Annotated in this window: 11 protein-coding genes and 1 pseudogene; 10 read left to right on the top strand and 2 right to left on the bottom strand. The window is 39.6% G+C overall.

Annotated elements, in window-relative coordinates:
• Positions 1-22 precede the first annotated feature (22 nt).
• The 8 genes and pseudogenes from L2755_RS08135 (at position 23) to rfbB (ending at position 7,480) form a co-directional block, all read left to right on the top strand.
• The gene (locus tag L2755_RS08135; protein ID WP_248980181.1) at positions 23-916 is read left to right on the top strand and encodes a glycosyltransferase family 2 protein; all 894 of its coding nucleotides are present in this window, start codon (positions 23-25) and stop codon (positions 914-916) included.
• Positions 900-1,859, top strand: coding sequence for an EpsG family protein (locus tag L2755_RS22375; RefSeq protein ID WP_428847781.1), 960 nt, complete (start codon positions 900-902; stop codon positions 1,857-1,859). The genes L2755_RS08135 and L2755_RS22375 overlap by 17 nt, the downstream gene beginning before the upstream one ends.
• Before the next feature lie 7 nt (positions 1,860-1,866).
• Positions 1,867-3,078, top strand: a complete 1,212-nt coding sequence (locus L2755_RS08130) for a glycosyltransferase (RefSeq protein ID WP_248980180.1) — start codon at positions 1,867-1,869, stop codon at positions 3,076-3,078.
• A complete protein-coding gene (locus L2755_RS08125; protein ID WP_248980179.1) occupies positions 3,068-3,580 on the top strand; it encodes an acyltransferase in 513 nt (170 codons plus the stop codon). Before L2755_RS08130 ends, L2755_RS08125 begins: the two co-directional genes overlap by 11 nt.
• A 250-nt stretch (positions 3,581-3,830) precedes the next feature.
• Positions 3,831-4,997: a nucleotide sugar dehydrogenase gene (locus L2755_RS08120; protein WP_248980178.1), complete on the top strand. Its 1,167-nt coding sequence runs from the start codon at positions 3,831-3,833 to the stop codon at positions 4,995-4,997.
• A gap of 247 nt (positions 4,998-5,244) precedes the next feature.
• A pseudogene (locus L2755_RS08115) lies at positions 5,245-5,331 on the top strand (NAD-dependent epimerase/dehydratase family protein); the annotation flags it as partial.
• Between the two features lie 35 nt (positions 5,332-5,366).
• Positions 5,367-6,245: a UTP--glucose-1-phosphate uridylyltransferase GalU gene (galU, locus tag L2755_RS08110; protein WP_248980177.1), complete on the top strand. Its 879-nt coding sequence runs from the start codon at positions 5,367-5,369 to the stop codon at positions 6,243-6,245.
• A gap of 182 nt (positions 6,246-6,427) precedes the next feature.
• Entirely contained in the window at positions 6,428-7,480 is a 1,053-nt protein-coding gene (gene rfbB / locus L2755_RS08105; protein ID WP_248980176.1) for a dTDP-glucose 4,6-dehydratase, read from the top strand.
• Positions 7,481-8,074: 594 nt separating this feature from the next.
• On the opposite strand, the gene L2755_RS08100 is transcribed toward rfbB, so the two are convergent.
• Complete coding sequence (locus tag L2755_RS08100) at positions 8,075-9,379, bottom strand: DUF1501 domain-containing protein (RefSeq protein WP_346348082.1); 1,305 nt, start codon at positions 9,377-9,379, stop codon at positions 8,075-8,077.
• Between the two features lie 42 nt (positions 9,380-9,421).
• Positions 9,422-11,302 carry a DUF1800 domain-containing protein gene (locus tag L2755_RS08095; protein WP_248980174.1) on the bottom strand — a complete coding sequence of 627 codons (1,881 nt, stop codon included), beginning with the start codon at positions 11,300-11,302 and terminating at the stop codon, positions 9,422-9,424.
• Between the two features lie 961 nt (positions 11,303-12,263).
• Here L2755_RS08095 and L2755_RS08090 point away from each other — a divergent pair.
• Together L2755_RS08090 and L2755_RS08085 are read left to right on the top strand one after the other, a co-directional pair.
• On the top strand, positions 12,264-13,382 hold the full coding sequence (locus L2755_RS08090) for a polysaccharide export protein (protein ID WP_248980173.1): 1,119 nt from the start codon (positions 12,264-12,266) through the stop codon (positions 13,380-13,382).
• A gap of 32 nt (positions 13,383-13,414) precedes the next feature.
• A complete protein-coding gene (locus tag L2755_RS08085; protein ID WP_248980172.1) occupies positions 13,415-13,861 on the top strand; it encodes an arsenate reductase/protein-tyrosine-phosphatase family protein in 447 nt (148 codons plus the stop codon).
• Positions 13,862-13,897: the final 36 nt, after the last annotated feature.

Raw genomic sequence — 13,897 nt, 5'->3', positions numbered from 1 at the left:
TGGGCCGTATTTAAGGGGATTCATGACGGATATTTCTGTTGTTATACCTTTCTATAGCGCTGTACCTGGACTCCTAATAAAGTCTGTACGAAGTGCTCTTTCTCAAACGATTCAATCCATAGAGATTTTGGTTATTGATGACGCTTCCCCTATCTCTGCTAAAAGGGAGTTGGAGTCTATCAAAGATACAAGATTGAGGATTATACGTCATATTGAAAATTCTAATGGTGGAATCGCACGGAACACTGGTATAGAGGCTGCTGTAGGAAAGTATATAGCCTTTTTGGATTATGATGATATTTGGTATAGAGATAAGCTAAGTAAGCAATTAGCTGCAATAAAATCAAACGCTAATAGTCTTAATGATCTAGTTGTATATTCTCGATGCAAGATCATTGAACAGGATCTTGCGTATTCCCACCCCAAAAGGGCTATAAAGGAAGATGAATCGGTAGGTGATTATCTGTTTGTACATAAACAACTTATACAAACAAGCGGTATTTTTCTGAGTAGGATATTAGCCCAAAAAGTTAAGTTTGATGACTTGAAAAGACATCAAGATTATCAATTTTGCCTCGCTCTTGAAAGCATTGGAGCCAAATTTGTGTTTGTAGATGAAGATACTTACGAATTTGTTCAAATACCTAAGTTAAATGATTATAATTTTTCTACAACGTGGCTAATTAATTATCAATCTATGTTAACGCCTAGTGCTTGTTTGGGATTTAAAAAACTTGTTATTTTAAGATCAATGGTTTCTCATGGACATTTTTACAAAGCAGTAAGATTTTCCATAAAAAACAGGTTTTTAAGTGAATTCAGCCGAAGTGTTATTACTAAGATAATAAAGGGTTTTTTCCCTAAACGTATTACTGCAATTTTAATAAAAATGAAACAAAATGCAAAGATATCCTAAAGTAACGAAGGAACATGTCCTATTTACATTTGTTTTATTGTTTGTTTTACCAATACTGTTTTATTTTTTGAACTTTGAAAGAATATTTAATCTTGACTACTTAAATTACAAGCAAAACTATGATTTAAATTGGAAGCAGTTTGAATATGCCTATTCCTTAATTGAGTCTGCTTTTCAATACTATAAAGTTGATTTTGAGATGTTTTGGTTCTTCTTGTTAAGTATTGAAATTTTAATGGTCGTGATTCTTTATAATAATCGATATTTATTTGTTCTGGCCATTCCAAATTTGTTGTATTTATCTCAAGGTTTATTAGGAACGCAAGTAAGGTTTGGGGTCGCAGTTCTATTTTCGTTAGTCATTTTTAAATGTTTTTTTCGTAAAAATATTTATTATCTACTCGCACCTATAGGAATTCTATTCCATAATGGTGTTTTGGTTTTTGTTTTCTTGGCTTTTTATCTGAAAATATTACTGCGTCATCAGCACAGCGTTTTTCTAAGACGTAATTTTTACTGGGTACTTATTAGTGCTTTGTTATTTGTGAGTATTAGTTTCCTTGTTGGCTATATACTATCTAGCTTAGGTTATGGATATTATGTTGGAACAAAGTATCAAGAAGGACGTTCAATGTCCGCGATGTTGTACTTAATATGTTCTTTATCCTTTTTACTCGTCTCAGTTTCAACAAGAAGATTAAAGTCTAGGTATTCAGAATTTGTTTACTTGGGTTTGTTAATGATTATTTTTAGTCTAGCGTTTAATCAATCATCCGTAATTTCTGGTCGTTATAGCTTGGTATATATGTTAATTGAACCTTTTGTGATATATAGTTTCTTTATTACTTATTGTACTAATAATAGTCGTTTTTATCTTTCTGTATTCTTGATTTTTTTGATGTTTAGTTGTTCTAAACTTTTTTCTTTAAATCTGATTTTTTGAGCGAATAATGAAAATAGTAGCATTTGTAGGTGAAACATTCGAAGAGTTTAATAATGAGTACCATGCAAAGCCGACTTCAGCGGCCTTTTTACAATGCAGTATTGGCACCGAAAATGTGTATGTTGCTTCTTCTTCGAGAAAGTCTTCAGGAGATAATCCAGTTGGTATAAGTACAACTGTTCTTAAAGATCATTTCTACCCGTTTCCGCGATACCAATCTACAAAGGACTTCGTAGTAAAGTGCTTATTAGATAGAAAGTTTTACAGTCAGTATGTCGATTTGTCAGAGCAAATTATTCGGCAACACGATGGAGAGTACTTTTGGATTAGAACTCCATCAATAGGGAGTATTGTTTTCGGTTTAACAGCATTAAAGTTAAATCAAAAAGTGTTACATCATATGTGTGCTGATGCTTCAAATACTTGGAAAGATAGTAAATATAAAGGCTTTAATAAGTTCCTCGCTTTTTGTTTTTCTAAGGTCTTAAGGTCTAAACTTAAAAATATTTGTGCTCATAAGAATACTATTAATCTTTGTACAGGAGATATATTAGAGTCTTTTAGTCGCAAGTATTCTCTAAAGACCTATCAGTTTGTTGATTTGATGATTAAACCACCAAGTGTTGATTCGTTGATACCCGCTGAGTCCCTTAAAAAACAAGGAAAACTAAATTTACTTTTTGTTGGTAGAGTTGTTGAAGATAAAGGTGTGTTTGATCTTATTCAGGCTATTTCTGAACAAAAAAGTATGGTTAAAGCTACATTTGTTGGCGATGGACCTGATTTAGAACAAGCTAGAGATTTAGTCAAAAGTAAAACACTAGAACACCTTATAAATTTCACAGGTCAGTTACCCCATATTGAACTCAACCAACTGTATGCTGATTGCGATTTGGTTGTTATCCCATCTAACAATAATTATGAGGGTTTTCCACGCGTCATTATGGAATCATGGTCTTACCATAAACCAGTAATTATTTCGAATGTAGGAGGTATCAATGCCTTTGTACAAGACAATGTTAATGGTTTTATAGTTGAACCTGGTAATGTAGCTCAGTTGTCCACGTTGTTAGCAAATATTTCGGCAGACAATGAAATGCTCAATGGATTATCCGAAGGGGTTAAAGAGATGAGCAAGTTGTCTAGCCAGGAATATTGGGGGCAGCAGCTTTTAACTATAATTAATGCTAACTCTGCAAGGGGAGCTTATGTATCATAAGTTTTTGCTCTTATATACATGGTTTGTAAGGACCATATTTCTGATATTACCGGACCAACCTTTAGTTATGAGGGCTAGAGGTTGTTGCTATTCTTTTGGCATGAAAAACTGTGGGAAAAATTTTCAAGCTTCGGGATCTGTGATTCTACGCAACCTAGGTAATATGGAGTTTGGTTCCAATGTTTACTTGGCTCCAAACGTTGTTATTAATGCAATTGCAAATGTAGTACTTGAAGATGAAGTAATGATCGGTTTTAACTCCGTTCTAGTTTCTGGGAACCACTCATGTGTGAACGGCTCATATCGATTTGGGGATTCATTAAAAGCGCCAATTTTAGTCGGCAATGGCTCTTGGATCGGTGCCAATTGTACCGTTGTAGCTGGGGCTAGTCTAGCTCCATCTTCTCTACTCGCCGCTAATTCTTGTCTTAAAGGCGAAAATGTTATAAAAGGGGTTTACGGAGGCGTACCGAGTCGAATAATTAAAAAAAGTACTTTTTAATTATCATTTTATTTAGTCTTAAATTAATTTCTAACTGGATACTTCTATATTAGGTTGGATTTTAGTATGGACTAAATCATAAGTTTTTGTACCGTAATTTCATTATGGTTGATTATGTATCAAGTTTTGATTTTATGTGAAATCTAAAGCTATTTCCTGAACTATCCAGAATGTTTATAAAATTCATATTGTCTTCTATATAATATATCGAACTGATGGGTTACTGTATTTTTTACAAGTAAGGTATAAAATGAAAATTGCTATAGCAGGCACAGGCTATGTGGGCCTTTCAAATGCTGTATTGTTAGCACAAAAAAACACCGTTGTTGCTATTGATATAGTTGCTGAAAAAGTAGAGATGATTAATCAAGGTCATTCACCTATAGCAGACACGGAGATCGAAGATTACTTAGCTAATCATAAACTTAATTTAACGGCTACGCTAGATAAGCAGTTAGCTTATCAAGAAGCTGAATACGTGGTGATTGCTACCCCTACAGACTATGATGCTGAGTCTAATTATTTTAATACATCTTCTGTTGAAGCTGTTATTCAAGACGTATTGTCTATTAACCCTAACGCAATAATGATTATTAAGTCTACTGTGCCAGTAGGTTATACCGAAACGGTAAGACAAAAATTCGAAACTAATAATATTATTTTCTCACCAGAATTTTTACGCGAAGGACGTGCGTTGTACGACAATCTGCACCCGTCACGGATCATTATAGGTGAGCGCTCTGAAAGGGCCGAGGTATTTGCAAATCTATTAGCCGGTGCTGCAGTTAAACAAGACATTGAGATACTTTATACTGATTCAACAGAAGCCGAAGCTGTTAAGTTGTTTTCTAACACCTATCTTGCTATGCGAGTTGCTTACTTTAATGAATTAGATAGCTATGCTGAATCTCATGGTTTAGATTCTCGCCAAATTATTGAAGGTGTTGGTTTAGATCCTCGGATTGGCTCACACTACAACAACCCATCTTTCGGTTATGGTGGCTATTGCTTACCAAAAGATACCAAGCAACTACGTGCTAATTATGCTGATGTACCCAATACTCTTATTAGCGCCATTGTTGATGCTAATTCTACCCGTAAAGACTTTATAGCGGATTCGATTATCAAAAAACAACCGAAAGTAGTCGGTGTATATCGCTTAATCATGAAAGCTGGTTCTGACAACTTTCGAGCTTCATCTATTCAAGGCATTATGAAACGTATTAAGGCTAAGGGTATTGAGGTTGTTGTATTTGAACCCGTCCTTGAAGAGGCTGAATTCTTTAACTCAAAAGTACTAAGAGATCTTAACGAATTTAAACAAGTTTCGGATGTCATCGTTTCAAACCGTATGGTTGATGAACTTGCAGATGTTGCCGAAAAAGTTTACACCAGAGACTTATTTGGTTCTGATTGATTTAGAAGCTAACAAGGTTCTAGGAACAAGCAAAAAAGGACAAGTGGAACGGCCTACGGCCTTACTGTTTAGAACATTCTCCGGCTCACTCACGTAGCGCTTTGCTTACGGTTAAAGCGTCCTTATAAACAGTAGGTCGGCATTTATGCCGTCTATCTTTTCTGTTGTGTTGATGGGCTAAAGGCCAACCTACGTAAAGCGAAGAAGATTCTAGATCCTAGGACCTTCTTTAAAAAAAGAGATTATTATGAAGTGTTTAGTAACGGGTGCAGCAGGTTTTATTGGTTCTAAAGTAAGCGAACGTCTATGTGCCGCTGGCCATGAAGTAGTCGGTACAAGAATTATTATGCTGCTAAATAAAGGTATGAAATGAAAGTTGTAATTCCCGTTGCTGGTCTTGGCACTCGCATGCTTCCAGCTACAAAAGCCATCCCTAAAGAGATGTTACCGCTCGTTGACAAACCGCTTATTCAATACATCGTAAATGAGTGCATCGCAGCGGGCGTTAAACAGATCGTACTTGTTACCCATGCGAGTAAAAATGCAATCGAAAACCACTTTGATACTTCGTATGAATTGGAATCGACATTGGAGAAACGCGTTAAACGTCAACTTCTTGAGGAAGTGCAGTCTATTTGTCCTAAAGATGTGACCATAATGCATGTGCGTCAAGGAGAAGCAAAAGGCCTTGGTCATGCTGTGTTATGTGCCAAACCTTGTATCGGTAATAATCCATTTGCAGTAGTGTTACCAGACGTTATTCTAGATGAATATACTGCTAATCAAAAGACAGAGAATTTGGCAGCGATGATTCGACGTTATAAAGCGTCATTGACCAGTCAGATTATGGTAGCGCCAGTACCAGAGAGTGATGTTAATAAATATGGTATAGCTGATTGCAATGGCGTAACAATCGCACCAGGCGAAGCGGCGCAAATCCATGCGATGGTGGAAAAACCTGCAGTAGATGAAGCACCATCTAACTTAGCCGTTGTAGGTCGTTACGTGTTGTCAGAAAAAATATGGGAACTGTTGGCGAAAACACCAGCGGGTGCAGGGGAGGAAATTCAACTTACCGATGCCATCGATATGCTAATCGAATCCGATACTGTCGAAGCCTTTAATATGACGGGTAAGTCACATGATTGTGGCGATAAGCTGGGTTATATGTCTGCCTTTGTTGAATACGGTCTTAGGCATGAGAAACTGGGTAATGATTTCAAAGAGCTCGTTAGAAAATTACTCTAGTGATGGTTAAAAACTTTAAAAAAACAACTCGCTGAGTTGTTTTTTGCTTTATAGCGTTAAGTATTAACTAAAGTAAGCTTTGAATTATTTGAAAGGTGTGCTTACGCAGCATATACCTAGTTGTTTCATGTTCAGCAGATCCGGCATAGTCCTCTGTGCTTATTTTCACCTTAGGTAGTAACATGACAAGAGTTATTTTAGTAACAGGTGGGGCGGGTTTTATTGGTTCTGCATTAATTCGATATTTAATCGCTGAAACTGATTGTACAGTGGTCAATATCGATTGCCTTACTTACGCAAGTAACCTAAATGCATTGGCCGCAATTAGTGATTCTTCACGATATCACTTCATTCAGGGGAGTATCTGCAATAGCGAGCTCATAAAGGACGCTCTTGAGCGCTTTAAACCCGATGCCATTATGCACCTTGCAGCAGAGAGCCATGTTGATCGTTCCATTACTGGCTCTGACCAGTTTATTCAAACCAATATAGTAGGTACATTTAATCTGCTTGAAGCTGCTAGAGCCTATTACAGTACGTTGAGTGAGGACAAGCGAGCCGATTTTCGATTCCATCATATCTCTACCGATGAAGTATATGGGGACTTAGGTAACGAAGGGGTCTTCACCGAAGACTCTTCCTATAACCCTAGCTCGCCATATTCGGCAACTAAGGCTGCTGCGGATCATTTAGTCCGAGCCTGGCACCGTACTTATGCTTTGCCTATTTTAATCACCAACAGTTCTAACAACTACGGCCCCTTTCAGCATAGTGAAAAGCTCATTCCACAAACCATCAGCAATGCTTTAGCCGGAAAGCCTATACCCATATACGGCAATGGCCTACAAGTTCGTGATTGGCTTTACGTCGAGGATCACGTAACCGCACTATACAAGGTTTTATGTAAAGGGCGAGTCGGCGAAACATATAATATTGGTGGTAGTTGTGAGAAGCGTAATATCGATGTCGTCAATTTGATCTGTAAGCAGCTCGAGGAGTTAGCAGAGGGCAATCCAAACTCATTAAAATGTAGTCAAGGTCAAATCGGATTTAAAAGCTTGATCTCTTATGTCGAAGATAGAGCGGGCCATGATGTTCGCTATGCTATTGACTCAAGTAAGGTCCAAAGCGAGCTTGGTTGGAAGCCCATAGAGACTTTTGAATCTGGTATACGCAAAACAGTAGAGTGGTATATAGCTGAGTTACGACGTATCCGGCCGGTGAACAACACCTAGCCTAGTTTTACATTCCTGGGTGACAGGTGCTCAATATTTTTCAAGGTCGTTGGTACATATGGTTATCTTTTGTAGGTCGGCATTTATGCCGTCGGTTTGTATGGTCTATTGCGATGATTGATGGGCTAAAGCCCAACCTACTTTTGTAGGTCGGAATTTATGCCGTCGGTTAGCATGGTCCATTGCGATGATTGATGGGCTAAAGCCCAACCTACAGATGCGAAATGATAAAGCCGGTGTTTACGATTTTTTTGTAGGTCGGCATTATCTTTTGTAGGTCGGCATTTATGCCGTCTGGTTAGCGATGATCGATGGGCTAAAGCCCAACCTACAGGGTGTAAGGCTTATGCCGTCGGTTACGGTTATCTTTTGTAGGTCGGCATTTATGCCGTCAATATGTATGGTCGATTGCAATGATTGATGGGCTAAAGCCCAACCTACAGCGGTTGTAATACTTATGCTGGTGTTTACGATGATTTTTGTAGGTCGGCATTATTTTTTGTAGGTCGGCATTTATGCCGTCAATATGTATGGTCCATTGCAATGATTGATGGGCTAAAGCCCAACCTACATGCATTTGCTGCAATCAGGTGTTTATATAAAACCTAAGTAATGATTATCAAAGTTGCTCAATGTTGGAAATATGTCTTGGATCATGCTGTCGCTGGCACCATACCATTTTGCTAGCGTGGCAAAATACTGTTCGTTAGCAATTTGCGGAATAAATCGACCACCACCAACATCAAATTCACTGTTTAGTGAAAAGCTCGCCAGTTTGCCATAAATATCACCACCGTTGACAGCGCCACCCATGACCATTTGATTACCTGCCCAAGCATGATCTGTGCCATCCCCATTTGAGCTGAGCGAACGAGCAAAATCAGATAGTGTAAACGATGTTACACTATCCTGCATGCCTTGTTGTTGCATCGCATTGTCAAACTCTACCATTGCATTAGCTAACTCTGAAAATAGTTGTGGTTGCTTTTCTACTTGATTATCGTGCGTGTCAAATCCACCCATATCTACAAAAAATAGCTGTCGCTTTACATTTAGTTTGCTGTTAACGGAAATCATTTTAGCGACCATTTGTAATTTTTTAGATAATAGCGTATTGCTAAAAATTGCGCCTTCTTCACTGGCAGTTAAGGCCAAATATAGTTCATCATTATTATCGATGGCGCTCCACAATGCTTGCTGATGTGCCTGTTTTAATGGATGTTGTTGCTCAGAAAGTAAATTGATTAATTGTTCTCTAAAACTATTTCCATGATCGTCTTTAGTAAAGGCTCTAATGTTTAATGCCCCTGAACGGCTTAATGAGTGTGGCGCTGTTCCATCCCCAGTTTGCCAAATATTTTGGCCACCTAAAGATATATTAGTAGCGAAGTTGTGGTGACTATTTAATCCTTCTAGCAGTTTTGCTCCCCAGCCATGATGAGTATTATTTTGTTCCCCACCCAACATTGAGGTAGCTTGCTGGCTATTATGGGAGAAGAGATGCTTTGGTATCGCAGCATTCTTGGCTTTATATTGTGTTAACGTTAGTGGTGTAATAAGTGAGCCCACATTAGCCACAAATGCTAGGCGTTGTTGGTCAAATAGAGTGTGTAATGGGCTAAGTGAATTTGGTATGCCGATACCACCTTCTATTGTAGTGAGCGGTGATATTGGTGTCACTTCCGTTATCGCCATATCTTGCCTGCTGGCTAAATAGTTTTGTAAAGGTTCTGCTTGCATAGGCAGCAACATATTCAACGAGTCATTACCGCCTTTTAAATAAATGCAGACTAAAGCTTTGTAGTCATCTAGTTGTTGGGAACTGTTAATCAACCCATCAATTGCTTGTAGTTGAAAGCTCGTGAGCGCAGATAGTGACAATCCGCCTTTAAAACACATGTTGATAAAGTGACGCCGACTAGTATCCATTGCTGCTGTGTCCTATTGTTGGACAACGTAGGCGGGCGAGTTGATAACTGCAAATAACAGATTACCAATTCGTTGCTCTAGCTGCTTATTACTAAAATGGTTAAAAATGAGGGTGAACTGTTCACCCATTTCGGGGGTGAGTTGGCCACTTAGAAATACCGTGTCGTAGTAATCAAGTAAGCTGTTTAGACCCTGCATTTGATATAAATCTATTTGATAGTCTAAATTGGCCAACATTGCATATTCATTGGTTATTTGATTATTGCTGGCTATATTCGAGGTTGTTGCTTGGTGCTGAAAATTAAAATAACTGATTAAATTGGTCGAAGTGGCGATCTGCATTTCTGGAGCGTAAAGCTTGAGAACCGTCAAATTGGTAGGTATATAATCAGATTGATAAAAGTTAAATACAGATGGTGAGCTAAGGGGTTGCTGACCGTGGCTGATTTTAGTGTTAATAAAATACCAACCACTGTTACTTTGCGCGTTTGTTTCCCGCCATAATTGCACCGTCCGTAATATGGGCTCTCTGACTTTACCTACGTACTGGATGACTCCCCCATGCTGTCTAGCTTCATCATCGAGTAGGATGGCTGTCACTACTGCCCCTAAGTCGCCATATCCACCTTGGCCATTATCATTAAATACGCTGCTGATCCGCCCAATGTACTGAGGGGTTGGATTTGATGTTACTAGACGCTGTATTAATAACTTACTGATGAAAGGAGCAACATTGGGGTGATTAGCTAGGTTATCTAGTGCTTGTTGTAGGTCTAATTCAGCACTCTGACCAGCAGGTAATATTACTCCATTAAGAAGATGTTTCTCTGCCGTGCTGTGATAGTTTGCCCAAGCTTGCATCGGGTTTATGTAGTCAGCGCTACCTGATGTCCAACTTGCTCTGTTGGCATAGGTCCAGCCGGTAAATACCTTGGCAAGCCCTTCAACTTCAGTTTGGTTAAAGGTGGGAATGGTTTGGCCATTTTCATCTAGCCGGTTACTGCCGTCTAAGTTTAATTTAGTGAGGCCAATGGAGAAAAGTTGCATCACTTCACGGGCATAGTTTTCATCTGGGCGAATATTTTTGTTAGGGTCGCCTTTTTGGTTGCCTAAATGGCTAAGGTACCGCCCCATGATGGGTGATAATGTGACAGCTTCTAGCAGTTCACGATAATTACCAAAGCTATGGTTTAGTAATAGGTCATAATAATGGGCTTGCCCAGCGGGCTGGGTGAAGCTTTCGTCAGAAACGACAAATATTTGGCTTAATGCGAAGGCCACGCGTTGACGTAATTGGTCTGGGGCATTTAGGCTTGCCTTCCACCATGTATCTAGGCGGCTAGTGCGTGTCGGAGAATCTTTTTCTGGATAGTTTTGCAGTAATGGTAAGTGGTGAGTGATGGGTAACTCGATTTGGTCTTGTAGCCATTGTTGCCCAGTTAAGCCTGTAGCTTGGGTAATTTCGTTTAGGGTGGGTCCCATGGTGCCTTGGTGTAATAATCGTGCGGCTTGAAATTTATCCATCACCAAATAGTGACTAAAGCTGATGCTTTTACTGGCTGTGGTGCCTTCACTACCTGTCACGGTAAGTTCAAATGTATAGGCTTGTGAGCTACTTGTTGGTAGAGACAAATAAACAGCAGTATTAAGTGCATTCGGTGAACGGATGTCAGCATTAAGGCCATCTGTTTGTTGCCATAATACCTCCGTTATTTCTCCTGACTCGATAACGGCAGTCGCCGATAATATGATCTCAGTGGTAGTAGCACTGTAATAATCAGCCATAGGCGCTATGCTAATTTGTGGTATGGCTTGCGTTGGTGAAGGGTCATCACCTTCTTGACCACCACATCCGAGCATAAAAATAGCAATAACTAGCAGGTAAACATACATAATTTATCCTTGATACCATAATCGATATACCAATCTGCTGAAATAATGCTATCAGTCTTATGTTTGGCGGACTGCGTCCCTGCTAGTGATAAATCCTGTTTTAATCCGTACTTATGGGGTTTGATGTTGTCAAACCGCTATTTGTCGATGCTTAAGTCTAGTCGAAGGTTTTAATAGTGCTATCTGGTCGGTAGTTTTTTGATCGGTTCGCGGTTTCATTAAGGCACAACACCTAGGGATAGTTTTAACGCGCTGAAGTTAAGTAGGAAGGTCGCTAAATGCAGGTTGTATTCGGTGTTGCTAAAAATAACCACTCTGTAGAAGCTGCCAACATATCTCAGTTTAATAAATCTATTACTCGCCTAACCTGAACAGCAGCGACTCCCCCCCCCCCAGTGTCAGCATCGTTGACGTCTAACAGATAGTTGGCAGTACTAATTTGACATCAAAATGGGCACTTTAGATAGGTTAACTAATGGCGTATTTTTAACCGTGTTACCAACATATTATCTCTCCTTTCAAGCCTTGTGGCTCATTTTTAAAAAAACACCATTTTATTGTCATTTTTTGTTGAGTAAGTATGTATAATCACAGCCGCGCAACATATATAAGCAGGATGGAACAGTGCTTAGCAATAGATGATACGGCAATTTGGAAGCCACAATCCGTGGGCGGTAGCGTGTCAAAAATGGCTGATTCTAGGCGTCAGTGCTCGTTATTACGGGGTTTACAGCCGCTGTCGACATTCAATAAGCAAGTCGTCTTCTATACCTTCCTTGATACGCTTTCAACAGATACAGCTCGTTAAACCTCATGAAATTTCTATGTTCTGCCGCAATGGTGATGCAGGTTTATAGTCAGTGGTCTAGCAAATTTATTTTTAGCTTACGGTGTCGCCACGTAATAGGTACAACATTTTACCCCGTGATAATTCATCAATATTAATGAAATAAAAACAAAAATGAACAAACCAAATATGAAAATTGCAGCACTTACATTTTGTACTCTTTTCCTTGCCGGTTGTGTAGTGCCTGGTCAACACCTTAGTGTTGAATCTGCAGTTATCAACCAAACTGACTTAGATGAGTCTGTATCAAATATCGATGTCTATGCATTAACGCCAAAATTGGTAAGAGAGCTGGCACCTGCTGCCATAAACGGTCAGAGCAATCCTAGTTTAGATTCTGAGTTGGCCAATTACGAATATTTCGTCGGGCCGGCTGATATTTTAAACGTCACCATATGGGATCATCCTGAGTTAACAATACCAGCAGGCTCTTATCGTAGCGCAACTGAATCAGGTAATTGGGTGCATGCAGATGGAAGTATATTTTACCCCTATATTGGTCTCGTTGACGTCGCGGGTAAAACCGTTGTCCAGATCCGCAAAGAGATGGCGACTCGTCTGTCACAATATATCGAAACTCCCCAAGTCGACGTCAATGTCGCCAACTTCCGCTCACAAAAAGCCTATATAACCGGTGAAGTCAGCAAGCCCGGTAAGCAACCCATTAGTAATGTGCCCTTAACGCTGCTCGATGCAATTAATCAAGCTGGCGGATTAGCGACAAATGCAGACTGGCGCAATGTGGTGTTGACCCGTGATGGTAAAGAGGAGCGAGTTTCACTTTACGGCTTAATGCAAAAGGGCGATTTAACCCAGAACAGGTTACTGCGTGATGGCGATATAGTGCATGTACCACGCAATGACGGGCAAAAAGTATTTGTTATGGGGGAAGTCAACGAACCTAAAATAGTAAAAATCGATAGAGCGGGCATGAGCTTAACCGAGGCGTTAACTGCGGCTGGCGGTTTGAATCAATTGTCATCAGACGCTACCGGGGTGTTTGTTATTCGGGCGAGTAAAGATAATGAAGTAATAGCAAACGTTTATCAGCTAAATGTTGAAAACCCCACTGCGATGATCATTGGCACCGAATTCGATATCCAGCCCTATGACATTGTCTATGTCACCGCCGCACCAATTACCCGCTGGAACAGAGTGATGGGGCAACTTCTACCTACGATTAAAGGGTTCAATGATTTAACTGAAGGCGCGCTTAGAATTAGAAATTGGTAATCGGGATCAGCAAATAATATAGGTTTTTATGTATGTTTAATAAAATATTGGTTGTCTGCGTTGGTAATATTTGCAGATCCCCCACCGGTGAATATTTGCTACAACAGTATTTACCTGAAAAAGCCATTAACTCCGCTGGCATAGCAACCGAAAAGAGTGGCTTAAGTGGCAAAGCGGCAGATAAAGCGGCCAATCATATAGCGACAGAGAACGGTTGTTCGTTAGATGGCCATAAAGCGCAGCAATTAACGCGAGCGTTGTGTCGTGATTACGATCTGATCCTAGCAATGGAGCAAGGCCACATAGAGGTTATAACGCAAATAGCGCCAGAAGCTCGAGGTAAAACCATGCTCTTTGGTCAATGGATAGGCCAAAAAGACATACCCGATCCATATCGTCAAAGCAGGGAGGCGTTCGAACATGCTTATCAGCTAATCGAAAACTCTGCAAAAGCGTGGGCGAAAAAAATAGCCAAGTGAATCAAGCGAGCAAACACACTAGATTGTTCTCTGAAA

Origin of the sequence: Shewanella abyssi (genome assembly GCF_023284025.1) — a bacterium.
GTDB classification, from domain to species: Bacteria; Pseudomonadota; Gammaproteobacteria; order Enterobacterales; family Shewanellaceae; genus Shewanella; species Shewanella abyssi.
The sequence above is the reverse complement of the archived record's forward strand: the minus strand, read 5'-3'. Positions and strand labels throughout refer to the sequence as shown.

What these genes read in the sequence shown, in the direction of transcription:
- L2755_RS22375 (WP_428847781.1), top strand. Translation starts at nt 900, where the DNA reads ATGCAAAGATATCCTAAAGTAACGAAGGAACATGTCCTATTTACATTT.
- L2755_RS08095 (WP_248980174.1), bottom strand. Translation starts at nt 11,302, where the DNA reads ATGTATGTTTACCTGCTAGTTATTGCTATTTTTATGCTCGGATGTGGT.
- L2755_RS08125 (WP_248980179.1), top strand. Translation starts at nt 3,068, where the DNA reads ATGTATCATAAGTTTTTGCTCTTATATACATGGTTTGTAAGGACCATA.
- L2755_RS08085 (WP_248980172.1), top strand. Translation starts at nt 13,415, where the DNA reads ATGTTTAATAAAATATTGGTTGTCTGCGTTGGTAATATTTGCAGATCC.
- L2755_RS08120 (WP_248980178.1), top strand. Translation starts at nt 3,831, where the DNA reads ATGAAAATTGCTATAGCAGGCACAGGCTATGTGGGCCTTTCAAATGCT.
- L2755_RS08130 (WP_248980180.1), top strand. Translation starts at nt 1,867, where the DNA reads ATGAAAATAGTAGCATTTGTAGGTGAAACATTCGAAGAGTTTAATAAT.
- galU (WP_248980177.1), top strand. Translation starts at nt 5,367, where the DNA reads ATGAAAGTTGTAATTCCCGTTGCTGGTCTTGGCACTCGCATGCTTCCA.
- L2755_RS08090 (WP_248980173.1), top strand. Translation starts at nt 12,264, where the DNA reads ATGAACAAACCAAATATGAAAATTGCAGCACTTACATTTTGTACTCTT.
- L2755_RS08100 (WP_346348082.1), bottom strand. Translation starts at nt 9,379, where the DNA reads ATGTGTTTTAAAGGCGGATTGTCACTATCTGCGCTCACGAGCTTTCAA.
- L2755_RS08135 (WP_248980181.1), top strand. Translation starts at nt 23, where the DNA reads ATGACGGATATTTCTGTTGTTATACCTTTCTATAGCGCTGTACCTGGA.
- rfbB (WP_248980176.1), top strand. Translation starts at nt 6,428, where the DNA reads ATGACAAGAGTTATTTTAGTAACAGGTGGGGCGGGTTTTATTGGTTCT.